Source organism: Paraburkholderia sp. (genome assembly GCF_024281035.1).
Classification (GTDB): Bacteria; Pseudomonadota; Gammaproteobacteria; order Burkholderiales; family Burkholderiaceae; genus Paraburkholderia.
This window is the reverse complement of the sequence record NZ_JAMXLH010000055.1, coordinates 14,129-35,417: the sequence shown is the minus strand read 5'-3', so window position 1 is coordinate 35,417 and position 21,289 is coordinate 14,129. Positions and strand designations below refer to the sequence as shown.

18 protein-coding genes and 1 tRNA gene are annotated in these 21,289 nt (G+C 66.3%); 5 read left to right on the top strand and 14 right to left on the bottom strand.

The annotated features are described in order from the left end of the window. Positions 1 to 100: 100 nt before the first annotated feature. The 9 genes from Q0L30_RS19295 to Q0L30_RS19255 all read right to left on the bottom strand — a co-directional run bounded on the left by Q0L30_RS19295 (position 101) and on the right by Q0L30_RS19255 (position 6,489). Positions 101 to 658: a hypothetical protein gene (locus tag Q0L30_RS19295; RefSeq protein ID WP_296659877.1), complete on the bottom strand. Its 558-nt coding sequence runs from the start codon at positions 656 to 658 to the stop codon at positions 101 to 103. A gap of 227 nt (positions 659 to 885) precedes the next feature. Beyond that, positions 886 to 2,301 carry an MFS transporter gene (locus Q0L30_RS19290; RefSeq protein ID WP_296659875.1) on the bottom strand — a complete coding sequence of 472 codons (1,416 nt, stop codon included), beginning with the start codon at positions 2,299 to 2,301 and terminating at the stop codon, positions 886 to 888. 125 nt (positions 2,302 to 2,426) lie between these two features. Further along, on the bottom strand, positions 2,427 to 2,930 hold the full coding sequence (locus tag Q0L30_RS19285; RefSeq protein WP_296659872.1) for a YbhB/YbcL family Raf kinase inhibitor-like protein: 504 nt from the start codon (positions 2,928 to 2,930) through the stop codon (positions 2,427 to 2,429). Between the two features lie 170 nt (positions 2,931 to 3,100). Continuing rightward, positions 3,101 to 3,550, bottom strand: coding sequence for a very short patch repair endonuclease (locus Q0L30_RS19280; protein ID WP_296659870.1), 450 nt, complete (start codon positions 3,548 to 3,550; stop codon positions 3,101 to 3,103). Positions 3,551 to 3,643: 93 nt separating this feature from the next. Beyond that, entirely contained in the window at positions 3,644 to 5,080 is a 1,437-nt protein-coding gene (gene dcm, locus Q0L30_RS19275; RefSeq protein WP_296659867.1) for a DNA (cytosine-5-)-methyltransferase, read from the bottom strand. A gap of 112 nt (positions 5,081 to 5,192) precedes the next feature. Next, entirely contained in the window at positions 5,193 to 5,456 is a 264-nt protein-coding gene (locus Q0L30_RS19270) for a hypothetical protein (protein WP_296659864.1), read from the bottom strand. A gap of 250 nt (positions 5,457 to 5,706) precedes the next feature. Next, positions 5,707 to 5,979, bottom strand: coding sequence for a hypothetical protein (locus tag Q0L30_RS19265; RefSeq protein WP_296659861.1), 273 nt, complete (start codon positions 5,977 to 5,979; stop codon positions 5,707 to 5,709). Between the two features lie 69 nt (positions 5,980 to 6,048). After that, positions 6,049 to 6,123: transfer RNA gene (locus Q0L30_RS19260), tRNA-Arg, on the bottom strand. Between the two features lie 183 nt (positions 6,124 to 6,306). Continuing rightward, complete coding sequence (locus Q0L30_RS19255) at positions 6,307 to 6,489, bottom strand: rubredoxin (RefSeq protein WP_296659856.1); 183 nt, start codon at positions 6,487 to 6,489, stop codon at positions 6,307 to 6,309. A gap of 272 nt (positions 6,490 to 6,761) precedes the next feature. Here Q0L30_RS19255 and Q0L30_RS19250 point away from each other — a divergent pair, with 272 nt between their 5' ends. The 5 genes from Q0L30_RS19250 to Q0L30_RS19230 all read left to right on the top strand — a co-directional run bounded on the left by Q0L30_RS19250 (position 6,762) and on the right by Q0L30_RS19230 (position 14,529). Next, entirely contained in the window at positions 6,762 to 7,163 is a 402-nt protein-coding gene (locus tag Q0L30_RS19250) for a DUF4399 domain-containing protein (RefSeq protein ID WP_296659853.1), read from the top strand. A 115-nt stretch (positions 7,164 to 7,278) separates the two neighbouring features. Further along, the gene (locus Q0L30_RS19245; protein ID WP_296659851.1) at positions 7,279 to 9,207 is read left to right on the top strand and encodes an ATP-binding cassette domain-containing protein; all 1,929 of its coding nucleotides are present in this window, start codon (positions 7,279 to 7,281) and stop codon (positions 9,205 to 9,207) included. A gap of 311 nt (positions 9,208 to 9,518) precedes the next feature. After that, positions 9,519 to 11,504 (top strand): DNA topoisomerase IV subunit B, encoded by a 1,986-nt coding sequence (locus Q0L30_RS19240; RefSeq protein ID WP_296659848.1) that lies wholly within the window; start codon positions 9,519 to 9,521, stop codon positions 11,502 to 11,504. 64 nt (positions 11,505 to 11,568) lie between these two features. Next, a complete protein-coding gene (gene parC / locus Q0L30_RS19235; protein WP_296659845.1) occupies positions 11,569 to 13,884 on the top strand; it encodes a DNA topoisomerase IV subunit A in 2,316 nt (771 codons plus the stop codon). A 186-nt stretch (positions 13,885 to 14,070) separates the two neighbouring features. Next, complete coding sequence (locus tag Q0L30_RS19230; protein WP_296659841.1) at positions 14,071 to 14,529, top strand: CopD family protein; 459 nt, start codon at positions 14,071 to 14,073, stop codon at positions 14,527 to 14,529. 163 nt (positions 14,530 to 14,692) lie between these two features. Here Q0L30_RS19230 and Q0L30_RS19225 read toward each other — a convergent pair whose 3' ends face one another. The 5 genes from Q0L30_RS19225 to Q0L30_RS19205 all read right to left on the bottom strand — a co-directional run bounded on the left by Q0L30_RS19225 (position 14,693) and on the right by Q0L30_RS19205 (position 21,241). After that, the gene (locus Q0L30_RS19225; RefSeq protein ID WP_296659838.1) at positions 14,693 to 17,050 is read right to left on the bottom strand and encodes an EAL domain-containing protein; all 2,358 of its coding nucleotides are present in this window, start codon (positions 17,048 to 17,050) and stop codon (positions 14,693 to 14,695) included. A gap of 333 nt (positions 17,051 to 17,383) precedes the next feature. Continuing rightward, positions 17,384 to 18,262, bottom strand: coding sequence for a PhzF family phenazine biosynthesis protein (locus Q0L30_RS19220; RefSeq protein WP_296659836.1), 879 nt, complete (start codon positions 18,260 to 18,262; stop codon positions 17,384 to 17,386). A 171-nt stretch (positions 18,263 to 18,433) separates the two neighbouring features. Continuing rightward, complete coding sequence (locus Q0L30_RS19215) at positions 18,434 to 18,898, bottom strand: RidA family protein (RefSeq protein WP_293046278.1); 465 nt, start codon at positions 18,896 to 18,898, stop codon at positions 18,434 to 18,436. Positions 18,899 to 18,974: 76 nt separating this feature from the next. Further along, on the bottom strand, positions 18,975 to 20,174 hold the full coding sequence (locus Q0L30_RS19210; protein WP_296659833.1) for a PLP-dependent aminotransferase family protein: 1,200 nt from the start codon (positions 20,172 to 20,174) through the stop codon (positions 18,975 to 18,977). A gap of 158 nt (positions 20,175 to 20,332) precedes the next feature. Then, positions 20,333 to 21,241 (bottom strand): DMT family transporter, encoded by a 909-nt coding sequence (locus Q0L30_RS19205; RefSeq protein ID WP_296659831.1) that lies wholly within the window; start codon positions 21,239 to 21,241, stop codon positions 20,333 to 20,335. Positions 21,242 to 21,289: the final 48 nt, after the last annotated feature.

Sequence of the window (21,289 nt, the reverse complement as noted above, 5' to 3'; positions counted from 1 at the left end):
CGCACAAACACACGCACGCACACACGCTCACTCACGCGGCGGCCTGCGGGCCGCCGTGTTGCGTTGCAGCGCTCGCGCGTGTCAGGCGCGCCCGGCGTGTCTAAGCCGCCTTGCCGTACGGCTCGGGCGTGCGGGTCGGATCGAAGTCGGCCCAATGGCCGCCTTGCCAGCGGCCCGAGGCACGCTCGACGTCGGCTGCACCGGCTTCGCGCAGCACATCGGCGGCCGAGGCCTGGTTCTCCGGACTCACGTGCACCGCGAGCAGCACGCCCGAACTGCGCATTTCGTGCAGCACGCGCTCGTGATGCTCGGCGGCGTGCTGCCGGCTCGCGCTCATGCCGATCCACGCGCCGATCCACGCGCCGACGCCCGCCGCCATCACCATGACCGGCAGCGAGCCCGACAGCCCCGCGAAAAGCACGACGCCGACCACGGCGCCCGCCACCGCGCCAGCGGTGAAGTTGCGCGTGAAATGCGGCGACAGGAGGACGGGGCCTTGCGGCGTGGCGGTGTGGATCGCGTGACGGGCGTGCTGCCCGCGCGGATTGACGAAGAAGAGGTTCACGTCTTCCTCGACGAAGCCGCGTGCGAAGAGCTTCTCGGCGACGGCCTCGGCGGCGGGGAAGGTCGTGAACCGTCCAGCGACGATCAATGACATGGAAATCCCCTTGGGTTTGATTGAACACCGTGAAGGGAAGATCGCGGCGGCACGAATCGACACGAAGCGATACGTATCGACATGAATCGGCGCGCCGTTATCCGTTTGGACAGCGGCGGCGCGCACGAGTGCGAACGACGCGCGGGCGTAAAACGGGGGCGCTACGGCGGCGTGATGTTGCCGTTGCGTTGCCGTTGCGTTGTCGTTGTGTTGCCGTCGTGTTTTCGTTACGTCTTCGCCGTCGCCGTGCTGCCCGGTATGAGCCGCAGCATGCTGATGACGGCGGCAACGGCGGAAAACGCCGTCGCCGCATAGAGGGCGAGCGTCGGCCCGTGTTGCGGCGCAATGCCGAAGATCAGCGCGACGAGCGCGGCGCCGAGCGTCTGTCCGGTGAGACGCGCCGTGCCCAGCATGCCGCTCGCGCCGCCCGAGCGTTCGCGCGGCGCGGACGAGAGCATCTGCCGGTTGTTCGGCGACTGGAACGTGCCGAATCCCGCGCCGCACAGCGCCATGCGCCAGCCGATGTCGAACGCGGACGGATGCCCGCCGAGCGTTGCGAGCAGCAACAGGCCGAGCGCGAACAGCGCGAGCCCGATGCCGCCGAGGATGCCCGCCGGATAGCGGTCGGACAGCCAGCCCGCGAGCGGCGCGGCCGCGACGATCACGAGCGGCCACGGCGTCATGAGAAAGCCGGTCTGCACCTGCGAGAGACCGAACGTGTCCTGCAGCAGGAACGGGACCGAGACGAATGCAAGCATTTGCGCGCAGAACGAACACACCGACGTTCCGACCGAAAGCGAGAAAGCCGGAATGCGCAGCAGATCGACGGGCAAGAGCGGCGCAGGCTGGCTCAACTGGCGGCGCACGAAGTACCAGCCGAACGCGATTGCGGCCGCGAACTCGACGGCGACCCAGGCGCCGCGCTCGCCGTGGCCAAGACCGTCGACGGCGAAGATCAGCAGGCCGAACACCAGTGCGTTGAGGACGGCGCTCCAGTAATCGTAGGGCGCGCGATGCGGATCGTTGACGGGCAGCGTGCGCAGCCCGAACGCAAACGCGGCGACGCCGATCGGCACGTTGATCGCGAAGAGCCACGGCCACGAAGCGACGGAGAGCACGGCCGAGGCGATGGTCGGGCCGACCGCGGAGGCGATGGCGACGACCATCGCGTTGATGGCGACGCCGCGGCCGAGCTTGCTGCGCGGATAGATCATGCGCACGAGCGCGGTGTTGACGCTCATGATGCCGGCGCCGCCGAAGCCCTGCACCATGCGCGCGAGCGCGAGTTCGGGCAGCGACGTGGCGAGCGCGCAACCGAGCGACGCGATGGTGAAGAGCGCGAGCCCCGACAGGTACACGCGCCGGTAGCCGATCCGGTCGCCGAGCGACGCGAGCGGCAAGAGCGAGATGGTTACGGAGAGCTGGTACGCGTTGACGATCCAGATCGAGCTGGCGGCACTGGCGTGCAGGTGACGCGCGATGGTCGGCAGGGCGACGTTGGCGATTGCGCCGTCGAGCACGGCGAGCGTGATGCCGAGCGCAACCACGATGATCGCGTGATAGCGCTGCGGCAGCGGCAGCCCGGGCTCGGCTTCGGCGAGGGCGGCGGCGGATGGTCCGGATAGCGAAGGATTGGTGGGCATCGATGATTGGGCGCGCGTCGCCTCGCGGGCGGTTCGCAAACGAGCGAGCGCGAGCGGGCACGAGGCGCCAGGCTCGGGCGGCGTCCGGCGCATGGCCTGCGCGCACGCCGCCCTGCGGCACAGCGTTATTTCAGTTCGTAGAGCCCGACGTAGGTGGTCGAGTCCAGTTCGTTCAGGTGCGTCATGAAACGCGCGACCGCATTGGTCGTTTCCGGCGTAACCGGCAGTTGCGCGACCTTCAGCGCATGCACGCGGAAGATGTAGCGATGGGGCTGGTCGCCGCGCGGCGGCGCCGCACCGCCGAAGCCGACCGTGCCGTAGTCGTTGCGCACCTGCACCGCGCCTTGCGGCAGCAGACTGCCGTCGGCCTTGCCCGCGTTGCGTGCGAGCGAGCGCACATCGGGCGGAATGTTGACGACGATCCAGTGCCAGAAGCCGCTGCCGGTGGGCGCGTCAGGATCGTAGACGGTCAGCGCGAGGCTTTGCGTATCCTCGGGCGGCGCTTCCCATTGCAGGGCGGGCGAGACGTTGTCGCCGTCGACGCCGAAGGCCCGATCGTCGAATTCCTGCGCCTTCGGCATGAAGCCGTTGCTCGGAAAATCGTCGGACCAGAGTCGGAAATCAGCCATCCTCCTTACCTCCTTCTTGTGTGTTGCAGCCGTCGATGCGTCTGCGGGCGCGGCCGAATCGGTCGAGTGAGTTTATCACCGCCACGCACGCGCCATGGCTGGGCCTGACAGCGAAGTCTGGCAGCCCGGTGCGCTCGTCCGCACGCTTATTCGCGCGTTTTTCCGCACATTTATCCGCGCGCTTCGAACCAGGCCGATACGCCGTCCTTCAGCCACGCGTCGAGCCGCTCGACAACGGCCTGCGGATCGTGACCGGCGCCGCGCAGCGCGCACTCCCAGATCACCGCGACGCGCCAGCCCTGCGCGGCGAGCGCGGCGAGTGCGCGCGCGTCGTTGGCGCGGTTGCGCGCGATCTTCTCGCGCCAGAACTCGGGGCGTGTCTGCGGCCACTTGAAGAGTGCGCAGTGGTGGCCGTGCCAGAAGCAGCCGTGCACGAACACCACGGCGCGATAGCGCGGCAGCACGATGTCCGGACGGCCCGGCAGCTCGCGCACGTCGAGCCGGAAGCGAAAACCGCGCCGGTGCAGGAGGCTGCGGATCGTGCGCTCCGGTTTCGTGTCGCGGCCGCGGATGCCGGACATCATCCGGCTGCGGGTGGCGGAATCGACGACGTCTGTCATGGCATGAGGTCTGTGCGCCGTCCGTTGGTTAGTCGTAACTCCGGTGGCTCCGGTGGCTTAGGCGGTTTAGGTGGCTTAGGCGGTTTAGGTGGCTTAGGCGACTTCGGTGGCTGGCCGCTTGCGCCGCGTCGTGGGCGCCGCTTTGCCCACCGCTTTGCCCACCACTTCGTCCACTCCTTCGTCCGCTGCCTTGCGCGCCGTCTTGGGCATTGCCTTACGCGCCGCAGCCGGTTTCGCCTCGCCGCGAGCGCTGGTTTTTGCGTCGCCCGCAGCACCCGCCCGCCCGAGCGCCGCATCGAGGTGCGGCATCATCGTGCGCGCGACTTCGCGCATCACGGGCATCACCACGCTGTTGCCGAACTGCCGGTACGCCTGGGTATCGCTGACGGGAATGCGGAACGTGTCGGGAAAGCCCATCAGCCGCGCGCACTCGCGCGGCGTGAGGCGGCGCGGGCGCACGCCTTCGCCCTGGTGGACGAGGATCTCGCTGCCGTCCTTGTGATAGCGCGCCGATAGCGTGCGCGTGACGCTGTGGGGAAACGCGAGGCCGTAACCGAAACCGTTGCCCGCTGCGCGATGCTTCTCGGCGTACTGCTGAAGGTACTGCCAGAGGCCGGGTGTGAGCGTGTACTTCGGCTGCACGCGGCGCGCGCGGTGATCGAAGAAACGATCGCCGTCAGCGGGGAGCACCGGCTCCGTGCCGTCGGTGCGATGGAGGATCGACGCGAGACGCGGGCCTTCTTCCGGCAGGGCGAGCGCGTCCCACGTGAACGCCGCGGGCTCGCGAAATCCGGCGATGATGATGCGCTCGCGATGCTGCGGCGTGAAATGGCGTCCGTCGATCACGCGATAGTGAACGTCGTAGCCCAGTTCGTCGCGCAGCACCTGGAGGATCACGTCGAACGTGCGGCCGCGGTCGTGCGAGAGCAGGTTCTTCACGTTTTCGAGCAGGAAGGCGGCAGGGCGCTTCTCGGCGATGATCCGCGCGACATCGAAGAACAGCGTGCCCTGGGTCGTGCACTCGAAACCGTGCGGACGGCCGAGCGCATTCTTCTTGGACACGCCCGCGATCGAGAACGGCTGGCACGGGAACCCGGCGAGCAGGACGTCGTGATCGGGGATGTCGGCGGCGGGGACGATTGTGATATCGCCGGTGATCGCGTGGCGATCGCCGTGGTTTTCCAGGTAGGTCTTGTTCGAGAACGGATTCCACTCGCTCGTGAACACGCACTCGCCGCCCTGCGCCTCGAAGCCGAGGCGAATGCCGCCGATGCCGGCGAACAGGTCGACGAACCGGAACCGCGCAGGCGTTCCGGCGGCGCGCTCGCTGCCGGACAACAGTTCGCGCAATGCGGCGTCGAGCATGGCGGGGCAGGGCGTTTCACCCTTTTCCCAGCGGCGCACGGTCTTGACGTCCTTGCCGACATGCGCGGCGATCTGTTGCTGGGTGAAGCGTTGACGTGCCTGCCGCAGCAGGTCTCGCGAATGGGCCGTGGACACGGAATCCTCTCTGGGTATTTTGGCGGACATTATGACCGACAGGCGACCCGCGGCACCAGGGATTCCGTAAGCGGCGTGCAAGTCGCGCAGTGGGATTGCTCAGCCTGCCGCGTCGCGGCCGGAGGATGGATCGACGGATCGATCAGGCGCGCCCGGAGCGGCCCGTGGTTTCCTGTTGCGAGGCGGTCGCCGGTTGCGCCGCGCTCCGGTCGTATTCGTCGAGCAGGGCGAGGAGACTGTCGATTTCGCTGAGCTGGCCTTTGCTGACGAGGCCGGTGTCGAGCAAGTGGAACAGGCGTCGGCGCCAGTAACGTGCGGGCAGGATTGGACCGGCGAGGTCGCCGTTCAGCGCGAGCGGCACGACGCGGCGAATGTGTGCGATGTCCTGGTCGATCAGGTTCGACATGAGATGACCGGCGACGGGGGGACGATTGGAGTCCATATCGCTATAACGGCAGCGGCCGCCGCAGCTTGAGGGCCGCGTGTCTCCCTGTTTACCCGGAGCAACTCGCGGATTAACGCGCGGAACAACGCGGCGACGTGCGCAATGGCCGATGCGGCGGGTGGGCCAGCGGTGCGGCTGCCGCGCGAATCGGCTTTTGCGGCTTGCGCGGCTGGTGCAGGTTTATGCGGTTTGTGCGATTGGCTTGTGCAATTTATTCGGCGCTCGGCGGCGTATCCGCTTGCGGTTGCGCGGCGGCTTCGAGGAAGCGGCGGGTTGCTTCGAACGACTGCAGCATCTGCTCGGGCCACGGCGTCTGGAGCATGACGGCCTGATGGTTTTCGAACGCCGACGTGAGGAGCCGGGCGAGCTCCGGCGAATTCAGATGACGCAGCACGACGCTGAGCGCAATCGCGCTGGCCTGGCTCGCACCGGCCGTCTGCAGTTCGGAGGCGGTGAGGGCGGCGAGTTGCTTGTTGATGTCCATGGAGGATCTCTGCTTGGGATAGTGGCGTCCAGCCGTCCGGATGGGTGGAGGCCGCGCGTTGCGGGCGGCTGGTCCCCCTGGCAGGAATCGAACCTGCATCTAGCGCTTAGGAGGCACTTGTTCTATCCATTGAACTACAGGGAGGCGTGCGGGACGCATGACTGCAGGCTCCGCCTGTTCGCCATGTTTCCCAAGTCACCCGTCATGGCGCGGAGCACGCGCGCGTTCGCGCCGATGGCGAATCGCGATGCAGGACGTGGAGTATAGCAAACGCGCCGCGGCCCGAGAATGACGCGGCGGCGGGCGCCTCGGTGGCCGTCAGGGCGATCAGAATTCGACGACGGCGAAATCCGATTTGCCCACGTCGCACAGCGGGCAGCGCCAGTCAGCGGGGATATCGGCGAAACGCGTGCCTGCCGGGATGCCCTCGTTGGGCAGCCCTTCTTCTTCGTTATAGACCCAGCCGCAGATCAGGCAGACCCAGCTTTTGTATTCGATGACTTCGCTCACAGCAGACCTTCCATCCGTTCGATGTGATGCCTTTCATGCGTCCCCTTTTGCGGACCGTTTGGGGTGTCCTTTGAGGCGGCAGGCGGCCCGCGATGTTACCGGAAAACGACCGGAAAATCCCATCGCCCGCGGACGAAAGTCACGTTGCGCGGCGGCGGCCGTCTGCGGCGCGAGCGTTTGCCGGTGCGGTGTATCCTGATCCGCAGGCGTCGTGCGGGCCTGGACGCATCGTGCGGCGCCGGTCGGTCCACCTACTTTCGAGGAGAACGACGATGGTCAGAAACATTTGGCTGGCGGGCGCGGCGCTCGCGGCCTTTCTTGCGGTGAGCGGCGTTGCGCGCGCCGAAGGCGTCTATTTCGTGGCGCCGAAGGACGGTGCGACGGTGAGCAATCCGGTGCACGTCAAATTCGACGTCGACGGCATGACCGTCGCGCCCGCGGGCACGACCACGCCCAGCACCGGTCACCATCACCTGCTGATCGACAGCGGGCCGCTGCCGCAAGGCCAGGTGGTGCCGGTCAACGACAAGTCGCTCCACTACGGCAAGGGACAGACCGAAGCCGACATCACGCTGCCGCCCGGCGATCACACGCTCACGGCGCAGTTCGCCGACGGCGCGCACCACTCGTACGGGCCCCAGTGGAGCCAAACGATCACGGTCCACGTGAAGTAGCGCTGCCGCTCTCGCGTGCAGCAAAGCGCCGGGGGAGCGGGGGCCGCGGGGGCCGCGTCCCGCCACCCCGGTACAATGCGCGCTTCAGGTCCAACGCAGGCATCGTTCCCCAGTCATGTCGCTTTACACCATTACCGGCGCGCAACTCGCGTTCGGTCACGTCGCGCTCCTCGATCACGCCGACTTCTCGCTCGAACCCGGCGAGCGCGTCGGGCTGATCGGCCGCAACGGCGCGGGCAAGTCATCGCTGCTCAAGATCGTCGCCGAACTCGCCAAGCCCGATGACGGCCTCATCACGCGTCAGCAGCATCTTTCGACCGTCTATGTGCCGCAGGAACCCGAGTTCGATGCAGACGCATCGGTGTTCGATGCGGTCGCCTCGGGGCTCGAAGGCGTGCGCGCGCTGCTCGACGAATACGACGTCGTCGCGCACCGTCTCGCCGACACGCCCGAAGGCGTGGAGCACGATGCGCTGCTCGCGCGCATGAACGCGCTGCAGTCGTCGCTCGATGCGGCCGATGCCTGGAACTGGCGCACGCGCGTGTCGACGACGCTCGCGCAGATCGGCCTCGACGGCGACGCACGCGTGGGCGCGCTCTCGGGCGGCATGCAAAAGCGCGTGGCGCTCGCGCGCGCGCTCGTCGTGCAGCCCGACGTGCTGCTGCTCGACGAGCCGACCAACCACCTCGACTTCGACGGCATCCGCTGGCTGGAGGACCTGCTCGTCTCGCAGCGCGCGAGCCTGCTCTTCATCACCCACGACCGCGCGTTCCTCGACCGCGTGGCGACGCGCATCGTCGAACTCGATCGCGGGCGTCTGCTCTCGTATCCGGGCAATTTCACGCAGTATCAGGAACGCAAGGCGCAGCAGCTCGAAGTGGAGCGCGTCGAGAACGACAAGTTCGACAAGCTGCTCGCGCAGGAAGAGGTGTGGATCCGCAAGGGCGTGGAGGCGCGGCGCACGCGCAGCGTCGGGCGCATCGCGCGTCTCGTGCAGATGCGCAACGAGCGCGCCGAGCGCCGCAACGTGCTGGGCAACGTGAGGCTCGACGTCGCGCAGGGCGAGAAGTCGGGCAAGATCGTCGCGGAACTCACCGATGTCGTGAAACGCTACGCAGACCGAACCATCGTCGACCGCTTTTCGACCATCGTGATGCGCGGCGACAAGATCGGCTTCGTCGGCCCGAATGGCGCGGGCAAGACCACGCTGCTCAAGCTCATCCTCGGCGAGCTTGCGCCCGATGAGGGCACGGTGCGCGTCGGCACGAACCAGCAGGTCGCGTACTTCGACCAGATGCGCGCGCAGCTCGACCTCGAAAAGAGCCTCGCCGACACGATCAGCCCCGGCAGCGACTGGGTCGAGATCAACGGCGCGAAAAAGCATGTGATGAGCTATCTCGGCGACTTCCTGTTCGCGCCGGAGCGGGCGCGCTCGCCGGTGAAGTCGCTCTCGGGCGGCGAGCGCAACCGTCTGTTGCTCGCGCGCCTGTTCGCGCGGCCCGCCAACGTGCTGGTGCTCGACGAGCCGACCAACGACCTCGACATTCCGACGCTCGAACTGCTCGAAGAACTGCTCGCCGATTACGACGGCACCGTGCTGCTCGTGAGCCACGACCGCGCGTTTCTCGACAACGTGGTGACGTCGGTGATCGCGTCCGAGGGCAACGGGCTGTGGCGCGAGTACGTGGGCGGCTTCAGCGACTGGCAGACGCAGAGCGCGCGCTCGCAGGAGATCGCCGAAGCGCGCGCGCCGCGCGACGCCGCGCCGGTTGCGGCTGCGCCGAAGGACAGCGCGGCGGGGCGCAACGCGCAGCGCACCGTGAAGCTCTCGTTCAAGGAGCAGCGCGAACTGGAGGCGCTGCCCGCGCAGATCGAGGCGCTGGAGACGGAGCAAAAAGCCATCGGCGCCCAGATCGAGGAGGGTTCGATCTTCGTGAGGGATGCCCAGGAGGGCGCGCGGCTCACCGAGCGCTATGCGCAGATCGACGAGGAACTGCTCGTCGCGCTCGAACGGTGGGAGGAGCTGGAGAGCAAGCGCAAGTAAGCGGAAGTAAGCGCAAGTAGCAGGTTCAAGCAGCATCTCGCGAGGCGGCCTTTCGAAAAGGCCGCTTTTTTACATCGGGTGTGAGCGTTGCCGGGCCGGCAAATTCACCTTACCCGGCTCCGAACCAAATTGCCGCGCAGCACCAAATCAGTACAATACCTGGCGAATCGGCTCGCCGCGCATCTGCCTGCGCGGCGGGCATGCCAGTTCATCCCGTTGTTTCGTTTCGCTTTTTTTGAAAACTCAACGCGTTATCCACGTAGATGTCCACAGAGGCTGTGGACATCTGGGCGGAAATCCGACGGACCACCATGTCTACGAAGAAGTCAAGCGCCGCGTACAGCGAAGCGTCGATCAAAGTGCTCAAGGGCCTCGAGCCCGTCCGGCAGCGGCCGGGCATGTACACGCGCACCGAAAATCCGCTGCACATCATCCAGGAAGCCATCGACAACGCCTCCGACGAAGCGCTGGGCGGCTATGGCAAGCGCATCACGGTGACGCTGCATGCCGACCAGTCGGTCTCCGTCGAGGACGATGGCCGCGGCATTCCATTCGGCCTGCATCCCGAAGAGAAAGTGCCGGTCGTCGAAATCGTGTTCACACGGCTGCATGCGGGCGGCAAGTTCGATAAGGCCGCCGGCGGCGCGTATACGTTCTCGGGCGGTCTGCATGGCGTCGGCGTGTCGGTGACCAATGCGCTTTCGAAGCGCCTCGACGTCACCGTCTGGCGCGACGGCAAGGTCGCCGAAATCGGCTTTGCCGACGGCAACGTGGCGAGGCCGCTCACCACGCGCAACGCCGCGCGCGACGAGAAGAAGAGCGGCACGCGCGTGACCGCGTGGGCCGACCCGAAGTATTTCGATTCGCCCAATCTGCCGTTCGGTGAGTTGCAGCGTCTGTTGCGCTCGAAGGCGGTGCTGCTGCCCGGCGTCGAAGTCGAACTCATCAACGAGAAAACGGGCGAGCGTCAAAGCTGGAAGTACGAAGACGGCCTGCGCGGCTATCTGCTCGAAGGCATGGGCGGCAGCGATCTGGTGATCCCGCTGTTCGAAGGCGAGCTCTATGCCGATAACGCGCGCACCGGCGACGACACCTTCGCCGATGGCGAAGGCGCCGCCTGGGTCGTCGCGTGGAGCGAGGAAGGCTCGCTCACGCGCGAATCGTATGTGAACCTGATTCCGACGCCCGCGGGCGGCACGCACGAATCGGGCCTGCGCGACGGTCTGTTCCAGGCCGTGAAGAGTTTTGTCGAGCTGCACAACCTTCAGCCGAAGGGCGTGAAGGTGCTGCCCGAAGACGTGTTCGCACGCGTGTCGTTCGTGCTCTCGGCGAAGGTGCTCGATCCGCAGTTCCAGGGGCAAATCAAGGAGCGCCTGAATAGCCGCGACGCCGTGAAGCTCGTTTCGTCGTGCTCGCGCCCGGCGCTCGAACTGTGGCTCAACCAGCACGTCGAGCACGGCAAGAAGCTCGCCGAACTCGTCATCAAGCAGGCCCAGGCGCGCACGCGCGCGGGCCAGAAGGTCGAGAAGCGCAAGAGTTCCGGCGTGGCCGTGCTGCCCGGCAAGCTCACCGACTGCGAATCGACGGACATCGCGCGCAACGAGCTGTTCCTCGTCGAGGGCGATTCGGCGGGCGGCTCCGCGAAGATGGGCCGCGACAAGGAATATCAGGCGATCCTGCCGCTGCGCGGCAAGGTCCTCAACACGTGGGAGACCGAGCGCGACCGCCTGTTCGCCAACAACGAGGTGCACGACATTTCGGTGGCGATCGGCGTCGATCCGCACAGCCCCGACGACACCGTCGATCTCTCGAACCTGCGTTACGGCAAGATCTGCATCCTCTCGGATGCGGACGTCGACGGCTCGCACATCCAGGTGCTGCTGCTCACGCTGTTCTTCAAGCACTTCCCGCAACTGATCGAGCGCGGCCACGTGTGCGTGGCGCGTCCGCCGCTCTTTCGCGTCGATGCGCCTGCGCGCGGCAAGAAGCCCGCGCAGAAGCTCTATGCGCTCGACGAAGGTGAACTCGACGCGATCCTCGACAAGCTGCGCAAGGACGGCGTGCGTGACACGCAATGGACCATCAGCCGCTTCAAGGGCCTCGGCGAAATGAGCGCCGAGCAGCTCTGGGACACGACCATGAACCCGGACACGCGGCGTCTGTCGCCGGTGTCGCTCGGCGAGCTCGACTATGAAGCCACCGTCGCGCGCATGACGATGCTGATGGGCAAGGGCGAAGCGGCGTCGCGCCGCTCGTGGCTCGAAGAGAAGGGCAACGAGGTCGAAGCAGACATCTGACGCGCGTGCCGGGGTTCGCACACGCTTGCACACACGTCTGGACAGGAATACGGACTGACTGAATATGGACGATCTTTTTGCTGAAGTGACGGGCGGCGCCGAAGGCGACACGCTGACGCTCGGCCACTACGCGGAGCGCGCGTACCTCGACTACGCGGTGAGCGTCGTGAAGGGCCGCGCGCTGCCCGATGTCTGCGACGGCCAGAAGCCGGTGCAGCGGCGCATTCTCTTCGCGATGAACGAGATGGGCCTCGGCGACAACGCCAAGCCCGTGAAGTCGGCACGCGTGGTCGGCGACGTGCTCGGTAAATATCACCCGCACGGCGACCAGTCGGCGTACGACGCGCTCGTGCGGCTCGCGCAGGACTTCTCGATGCGCTATCCGCTCATCGACGGCCAGGGCAATTTCGGCTCGCGCGACGGCGACGGCGCGGCGGCGATGCGTTACACGGAAGCGCGCCTCACGCCCATCGCGAAGCTGCTGCTCGACGAAATCGACATGGGCACGGTCGGCTTCATGCCGAACTACGACGGCTCGTTCGAGGAGCCGAAGACGCTGCCCGCGCGTTTGCCGATGCTGCTTTTGAACGGCGCGTCGGGCATCGCGGTGGGTCTCGCCACGGAAATTCCGTCGCACAACCTGCGCGAAGTCGCGGCGGCGGCGGTCGCGATGATCCGCAATCCGCAGATCACGCACGCCGAGATCATGGACAAGCTGCCGGGGCCGGATTTCCCGGGCGGCGGCCAGATCATTTCGAGCGAAGCGGAAATCGCGGCGGCGTACGAAACCGGGCGCGGCAGCTTGAAGGTGCGCGCGCGCTGGAAGATCGAGGATCTCGCGCGCGGCCAGTGGCAACTGGTGGTGACCGAGCTGCCGCCGAACACGTCGTGCCAGCGGGTGCTCGAAGAGATCGAGGAGCTGACGAACCCGAAGCTCAAGCTCGGCAAGAAAACCCTCACGCCCGAGCAGTTGCAGAGCAAGCAGTCGATGCTCGCGCTGCTCGACGCCGTGCGCGACGAATCGGGTAAGGCCGCGCCGGTGCGCCTCGTGTTCGAGCCGAAGACGAGCCGCATCGACCAGAGCGAATTCGTGAACTCGCTGCTCGCGAACACGAGCCTCGAATCGAACGCCACGCTCAATCTCGTGATGATCGGCGCCGATGGCCGTCCGCGCCAGAAGGGCATCGGCGAGATCCTGTACGAGTGGATCGGCTATCGCTTCGCGACAGTCACGCGCCGCACGCAGCATCGCCTGACGAAGGTCGACGAGCGCATCCACATCCTCGAAGGGCGGATGATCGTCTTCCTCAACATCGACGAAGTCATCCGCATCATTCGCGAGTCCGACGAGCCGAAAGCGGCGCTCATCTCGGCGTTCGGTCTGTCCGACCGCCAGGCCGAGGACATCCTCGAAATCCGTCTGCGCCAGTTGGCGCGGCTCGAAAAGATCAAGATCGAGAAGGAACTCGAAGCGCTGCGCGACGAAAAGGCGAAGCTCGAAGAGCTGCTCGCGAACGAAGCGTCGATGAAGCGCGTCATCGTGAAGGAAATCGAAGGCGACGCGAAGCAATACGGCGACGACCGCCGCACGCTGATCCAGCAGGAAAAGCGCGCGTCGTTCGAAGTGCGCGTGGTGGACGAGCCGGTTACGGTGGTCGTGTCGCAGAAGGGCTGGGTGCGCGCGCTCAAGGGCCACGGGCTCGACAGCCAGGGCTTCACGTTCAAGGCCGGCGACGCGCTCTATGCGGCATTCCAGTGCCGCACGCCCGATACGCTCATCGCGTGGGGCAGCAATGGCCGCGTCTATTCGATTTCGATCGCGCAACTGCCGGGCGGACGCGGCGACGGCGTGCCGGTCACGTCGCTCATCGAACTCGAAGCGGGTTCGCATCTGCTGCATTACTTCGCGGCCGGCGCGGACCAGCAATTGCTGCTCGCGTCGAGCAACGGCTTTGGTTTCATCGCGAAGATCGGCGACATGGTGAGCCGCGTGAAGGCGGGCAAGTCGTACATGACGATCGACGAAGGCGCGGTGCCGCTTGCGCCGATGCCGGTGCTGCCGGGCGCGCTCCAGGTGGCGTGTCTGTCGTCGGGCGGGCGGCTGCTCGTGTTCGGCCTCGACGAGATGAAGACGCTTTCCGCGGGCGGCCGCGGCGTGACGCTCATGCAGCTCGACGACAAGGAGAAGCTCGTGCAGGCGCTCGCGATCGGCGCGGCGGGCGTGGTGCTGGTCGGCACGGGGCGCGGCGGCAAGCCGGGCGAGGATCTGATGGCGGGGCCGGTATTGGCGCCGCAGGTCGGCAAGCGCGCGCGCAAGGGCCGCGCGCCCGATTCGAAGCTCAAGCAGATCTTTTCGTTGCGTCCGGTGTTGCAGCAGTAAAGCGCAGTAAATGTAAGGGGCAGGGAAGTAACGAGCAGGGCGACGCCGGTGCGATGCGCGAGCGCGACACCGGTGCCCACACTCCGAACGTGCCTTTACGCGACATGAAATAATCGCGCGCTAACGCTCTCGCGTTGTTCGCAGGCGTACTGCCGTCCCGTCAAGATTACAAAAGGAATCGGAAGCATGAATCACGCGCTCGGAATCGCGCTCTTTTTGCATCTGTTGAGTGTTGCCGTCTGGGTGGGCGGCATGGTGTTCGCACTCTTCTGTCTGCGCCCCGCGCTCGAAGATCTCTCGCCGCAGCTTCGGCTGCCGCTCTGGGAGGCCGTGCACAAGCGCTTCTTCAACTGGATCGGAGCCGCGGTGATCGTGATTCTGCTGACCGGCGGCTACATGCTGATGGTGTTCGGCGGCGCCGGGGCGCCCTGGCAACTGAACGCGATGGCGGCGCTCGGCTCGATCATGATGCTGCTCTTCGGTCACATCATTTTCGTGGCCTTTCCGGCCATTCGCCGTGCCGTGCAGGCGCAGCGCTGGCCGGACGGCGCACGCGCGGTGGTTACCGTGCGCCGGCTCGTCATGTTCAATCTCGTGCTGGGTGTGCTGACGATCGGCATTGCCGTGTCGGGACGCGGGTTCTGATCGATTGGTTGTTTTGCTGCGCGGGTCCGGTGCTGTTTGCCGGCCCGCGTTTTGCCGTCTTGAAGCCGCACGGCTAGTGTGAATCACTGCGGCTAATCACTGCGGCGAATCGTCGAATGAATCGCCGAATGACTCGCCGAATGAAGCGCCCGCTGCGGCGCGTTTATCGATGCGGTTCGTCGCTCAGGCGCTCATTGTGCCGGGCCGCTTCGGCGGGCTGCGCACTCCCGCACACGCCAAAGCGCTCGATGAGCGCGGCCACGCCTTCTACCGGCACGGGACGCGAGAACAGGTAACCCTGTGCCTCGATCGGCCCGAGCGCCGCAAGCCACGCAATCTGTTCTTCGGTCTCGGTGCCTTCGACCACCACCGTGAGGCCGAGCGAGCGCGCCAGATTCACGATTGCCGAAACCATCACGCAGACGCTGCGGTCGGCCGGAATCGCCTGCACGAACGTACGATCGACCTTGAGCGTATCGACAGCGAAGCGGTTCAGATACGAGAGCGACGAGTAGCCCGTGCCGAAGTCGTCGAGCGCCACGCGTACGCCAAGGCGCTTCAACGCGAAGATCTTCTCGGAGACGAGATCGGGATACTCCATCATCGCCGTTTCGGTGATCTCCAGTTCGAGCCGGTGCGCGGCGATGCCCGTTTCCTCGATTGCGCGCGAAACGGTTTCGTAGAGATCGCCGCGCCAGAACTGGACTGCCGAAATATTGATGGCGAGCGTGAGCGTTTCATAACCTTGTTGCTGCCATTGGGCGAGTTGCGCGCAGGCCGTCTGGATCACGAAGTCGCCGACGGGCACGATCAGCCCCGTCGATTCCGCGACCGGAATGAATTCGTTCGCTGCGATGAGCCCGTACTGCGGATGGTTCCAGCGCACGAGCGCCTCGAAACCGGTGATGCAGCGCCGCCGCAGATCGATCTTCGGCTGGTACGCGAGGAAGAGCTGCCCCTCGGCCAGCGCCACGCGCAATTGCTGTTCCCACTTCATCAGATGGTCGGCGCGATGCGCGAGCTGCGGCGAGTAGAAGCGAAAGCAGTTGCGGCCCGCTTCCTTCGCGGCATACATCGCGAGGTCGGCCTTCTTCAGCAGATCGATTTCGCTTTCGTGCGCAACCGCGTAGAGCGCGATACCCGTGCTCGCATGCAGCACGAACGTGCTGCCGCGCACCTCGAACGGTTCGGTGAACGCCGCGCTCGTCGTTTCGGCGATGGCGACCGCGCGTTTCTCGATGTCGTCCCCTTTGACGATCACGACGAACTCGTCGCCGCCGATGCGCGCGAGCGTGCCGCCCGGTCCGACCGCCTCGGCAAGCCGTGCCGCGCTCATCTGCAAGACGATGTCGCCCGCGTTGTGGCCGAGCGTGTCGTTGACGGTCTTGAAGTTGTCGAGGTCGATGAAGAGGATCGCAAGGTGGCCGACGTTGCCCGGCTGCGAAACTTCGAAGCGCAGTTGCTGCAGCGTGGCGTAGCGGTTGGGCAACCCGGTCAGCAGATCGTATTGCACGAGTTGCGACATCTCGCGCTCGCGCCCGAGCAACTTGCCGATCAAGCCGGTTGCGACCGCAAGGAAGGACAGCATGGCGAGCGAGATGAACGTCGCCATCAGCAGATAGACGTTGCGCGTGTGACGGAAGTCGCCGAACTCTTCGGCTTGCGACAGTCCCACGAGCACGCCGAGCGGATAGCCGTCGATATGCCGATACGACACGATGCGCGTGACGTGGTCGAGCGGATCGACGTAGGTGCCCGAAACGTGCTCGGAAATCGGGTACACGCCGCTCGCTGAAAACGCGCCGCTCGGGTGTCGCGCGTTGCCGGTGCGGCGCGCGAGCACCGCGCCCGTGTCCGAGATCACGGCGATCACGCCGTCGCGTCCGATGGCCGCGTTGTTGTAGAAGTCGCTCGTGAAGTAGCCCGGATCTTCGGAGACCACCACGACGCCCGCGAACGAGCCATCGGGATGATTGAGGCGGCGCGTCATCTGCACCGTCCATTGGCGCGATATGCGGCCGAGTACGGGCTTGCTGATGAAAAGCTGGTCGTCGTTCTCGTGCTCGTGCACGCGAAAGTGTTCGCGGTCGGAAAGATCGACCGGCTTCGGATCGGGATCGACGGTGCTCGCGACGAGCGTGCCATGTTCGTCGATGAGCGAGACCTGCACGAGCGAGTCGCTCTGCACGACGCCCTTTTCGACGGTCTTCGCGAGATTGAAGGTCCGCGGCGATTTCTCGAACTCGTACTTCACGAAGCGCGTGATCTGGTCGACCTGGTGAATCGCCTTGACGGTGTGCTGTTCGAGTGCGGCGGAAAGGAGCGCCGCCGACGCCGTGGCCTCGCGCGTCGTCGCGTCCTTTTCGACCGCGAGGCGCGTGAAGATCACGGCCCACAGCAGGATGAGGACGAGTACGCCGAGCAGCGGGATCGCCAGCAGCGTGCGAGGGCGCGCAAAGGCCGGCGCGGGCGTTGCCTGCAGGCCCGGCTCGCGCGAAAACGGACCCCCGGCCGGGCTCATCCCGATCGGTGCACGCGTGATTCGGCTCGACGCGGGTGCGGCAGCCGGGACAGCAACGAAGCGCTCGGATTCATCTGCAGCATGCTCTGGGGAAAGGTCGAGACGCGCGCGGACGAGGCGCGCTGAACGGTGACGCGGGGCGCGTTTCGGCACCCGATGTCGCGATATTAAAGGCTGAGAATTGTTTGCGGAAGGGTTAGCGGATGGGGTATACGCGAGGCCTGTTGCCGTGCGCCCACGATGTCGACGCGTGCTGCATAGATGTTTGATGACGCATCGTTCGCGTGTGCGCCCGAATGTGTCGCGCGCTCAGTTGCGCACGTGATCAGTTGTTCAGGGCAGGCGGCAGGTACCGTCGATGACCGTGAGCGATACGCCGCCGATCCAGACCTTGTGAGCCTCGTCGTCGTAGTCGATCGCGATGCGGCCGTCGCGTCCCATCACGGTGCCCTGGCGCACTGTGTAGCGTGTGCCGGGACGCCGGTTCTGCTGTTCGAGCAACATGGCGATGGCGGCGTTGGCGCTGCCCGTGACCGGGTCTTCGCCATTGCCGAGGCCCGTCATCAGGCAGCGCACTTCGAACGTGGCCGGGCCGCCGGCCGCGTGCGGGCCGTAAGCGGCGAGGCCGTGCGCGCCCACGCCTTCGGCGATGGCCGCAAACGCCTGCAGGTCCGGCGCGAGTGCGAGCACGGCATCGGCCGATGCAAAACGCACGACGAGCCACGGCGCGCCGTTGTTCACGGCACAGGGCGCCGCGTCGAAATCGATGGCATCCGAGCGCAATGCGGCGCGCAGCGCGTCGTACTGCGCCACCGGAAGCCGCGTCACGCGCACGGGCGGCGCGGCAAATGCCCAGGCGCCTTCTTCGCGCGCAGCCAGTTCGACGAGACCGGCGCCGCACTCCTGCACGAGGCGGCCCGGCGTCTTCGGCACATAGCCGCTTTCGAGGAGCGCATGCGCGGTGCCGAGCGTCGGGTGCCCCGCGAAGGGCAACTCGCCGCGCGTCGTGAAGATGCGGACGCGATAGTCGGCGCGCGCGTCGCCGGGCGCGAGCAGGAAGCTGGTTTCGGAGAGATTGGTCCAGCGCGCGATGGCCTGCATCTGCGCGGTGTCGAGCGCGTCGGCGTCGAACACCACGGCGAGCGGATTGCCCTTGAACGGCACCGAGGTGAACACGTCGACCTGTTTGAAGCGGACGCTGCGAAAAGTCATGGCGGGAAGCACCGGCGAAGAAGTGAGGGCGCAAGCGCTGCGCGACGCGAAACTGCAATGGCGTGGCGTTCAGCATGCCGGGCGCGCGCTGGCGGGCACGGCATGTGTCAAAACCGGCGGGCTTCGCGCAACGCACGAGGCCCGGATGCTGCAAGCGAACTGGCCGGAGGCTTACGCGACTTCGGCGATCAGATCGATCTCGACACACGCGCCGAGCGGGACCTGCGCGACGCCGAACGCCGAGCGTGCATGCTTGCCCTTCTCGCCGAACACATCGGCGATCAGCTCCGACGCACCGTTCGTGACGAGGTGCTGCTCGGTGAACGTGAGCGTCGAGTTCACGAGGCTCATCAGCTTGACGATGCGCTTGATGCGGTTCAGGTCGCCGGTGTGGGCGTGCAGCGTGGCGATGAGATCGATGGCGATCGCGCGCGCGGCGGCCTTGCCCTCTTCGGTGGTGAGGTTCTCGCCGAGCTTGCCGGCCCAGACCTTGCCGTCCTTCTTGGCGATGTGGCCGGACACGTACACCGTGTTGCCGCTTTGTGCGCTCATGACATAGGCCGCGGCGGGCGCGCCTGCCTGCGGCAGGGTGATGCCGAGTTGTTCGAGACGGTCGTAGACGTTGATGTCAGCCATGATCAAAAATCCTTGTGCGTAATTGTGCTTGATGGTGCTTCATGAAGCCGTGGAAACAGGGGAAATGTATTCGTCGTCAGGCTCGTGCGCGGATCAGTGCGCCGAGCTTCGCCACGCCTTCGTCGATCTTTTCTGGCGGCACGGTGACGAACGACAGGCGCAGCATATTGTGCTTTGCTTCATTTGCAAAGAACGGCGCACCCGGTACGAAGGCCACATTCTGCGCAATGGCTTCTTCGAGCAGCTTCATGCTGTCGATGTGCGCGGGCAGGTTCACCCAGACGAACATGCCGCCTTCGGGCTTGTTCCAGCTTACGCCTTCGGGCATGTAGCGCGCGAGCGCCGCGTGCATCGCCTCGCATTGGTCGCGGTAGAGCGCGCGAATCTTCGGGATGTGCGTGTCGAGAAAGCCGTCCTTCACGACCTCGTGGACGATGCGCTGCGTGAAGCTCGGCGTGTGCAGGTCGCTCGCCTGCTTGGCCTGCACCAGCTTGAAGTGCAGCGCCTCGGGCGCAATGATGTAGCCCACGCGCAGGCCCGGCGCGAGCACCTTCGAGAACGAACCCAGATGAACGATGTGTTCGGGCGCCATCGAGAGCAGCGTCGGCAGCGGCTTGCCCGCGTAGTCGAGCGCGCCGTACGGATCGTCCTCGATCACCGGGAACGGTGCGTGCTGCGCGAACGCGGCGAGCGCTTCGCGGCGCTCGAGCGGCAGGCGTCGGCCGGTCGGGTTCTGGAAATTCGGAATCGCGTAGAGGAGGCGCGCGTCTGCGGTCAGTGCAGGCGTGAGACCCTCGGGCACGAGACCGAGGTCGTCGGTCGGCACCTGCACGTAGTGCGGCTCGTAAAGCGAAAACGACTGGAGTGCGCCGAGGTAGGTGGGCGTCTCGACCAGCACGGGGCTGCCCGGCGACACGAGCACCTTGCCGAGCAGATCGAGCGCCTGCTGCGAGCCGGTCGTGATGAGCACCTGCGATGCACGGATCTTCGCGCCGCCCACCGAGTAGCGCTCGGCCACCCATTCGCGCAGCGGCAGATAGCCTTCGGTCGCGCTGTACTGGAGCGCGGCGGCGGGACTGTCGCGCAGGATGCGGTCGGCCGCGGCGCGCATGGCCTCGGCGGGGAAGGTGGACGGTGCGGGCAGGCCGCCCGCGAATGAAATGACCTCGGGGCGCTCGGTGACCTTCAGGATCTCGCGAATCGCCGAGCTTGTGAGCTTGATGGCGCGCTCCGACAGTTGCCAGGCGCGGGCGCCCTGAAGTTCGCTTTGATCCATGAAAGTCTCCTGTAAAGGGTTGTCGAATAAAACGCGTGTGGCGCGATATTGGGTGCGCGATATGTGGTGCGCGATATGTGGTGCGCAGTGTGTGGTGCGCGATGTGTGGTGCAATCAGACACGCGCTGTTGTGTGATGACGCGCAGCCTCGAAATGCCTCAGGCGGCGCGTACGGGCAGCGGCGCGGTGCGGATCGCCGTGCGGCGGCCGAGCATCACCGTGGCGATGACGGCCGCCGCGTAGAGCCATGCGGCGGGCGCGATCTGCTCGCCGAACAGCAGCGCCGAGAATGCCATCGTGAAGAAAATCTGCAGCAGTTGCACCTGGCCCACGCGCGCGGTGCCGCCCATCGCGAGCCCGGCGTACCACGCAAAGAAGCCGATGAACTGCGAGAACAGCGTGACGTAGCCGAACGCGAGCCACGTCTTGAGCGCGACCGGACCGGGGTGCGCGAGATGGTGCTGGAAGGCGAGCCAGCCGACCGGCAGCGCGAGGAACGGCGCGGACAGCACGAGCGCCCAGCAGATCACCTGCCAGCCGCCCAGCTCGCGCGCGAGCCGCGCGCCTTCCGCATAACCGAGCCCGCCGATGCCGACTGCCACGAGCATCCACGCATCGCCCGCATGGAGCGCGCCGCCGCCCGCCTGCAGCGCGAATGCGACGACGAGCGCGCTGCCGGTGAGCGCGCTGAGCCAGAAGGCCTTCGAGGGCCGCTCGTGGGAGAGCCACGCGGCGTAGATCGCGACGGCGAGCGGCTGCAAACCGTTGACGATGGCGCCGTGCGAGGCGGGCACGGTCTTCATCGCCCACGCGGAAAACACGGGATAACCGACGATCACGCCGAGCGACACGACGGCGAGGCTTTTCACCTGCGGCCACGTGGGGCGCTTTTCGCGGCGCACGGCAAGCAGCACCGCGGCGGGCACGGCGGCGGCGAGCGCACGGCCGAGGCCGTTGAGGATCGGATGGAATTCGGCGACGACGATGCGCGTCATCGGCAGCGTGAGGCTGAAGGTGATGACGCCGAGGAGGCCGAGCAGCATGCCCTGGGTTTCGCGTGCTTTCATTGTTCGAGTGTCGGTGAGCGGCAGCGCCTGGATCGGCAGATCCGGACA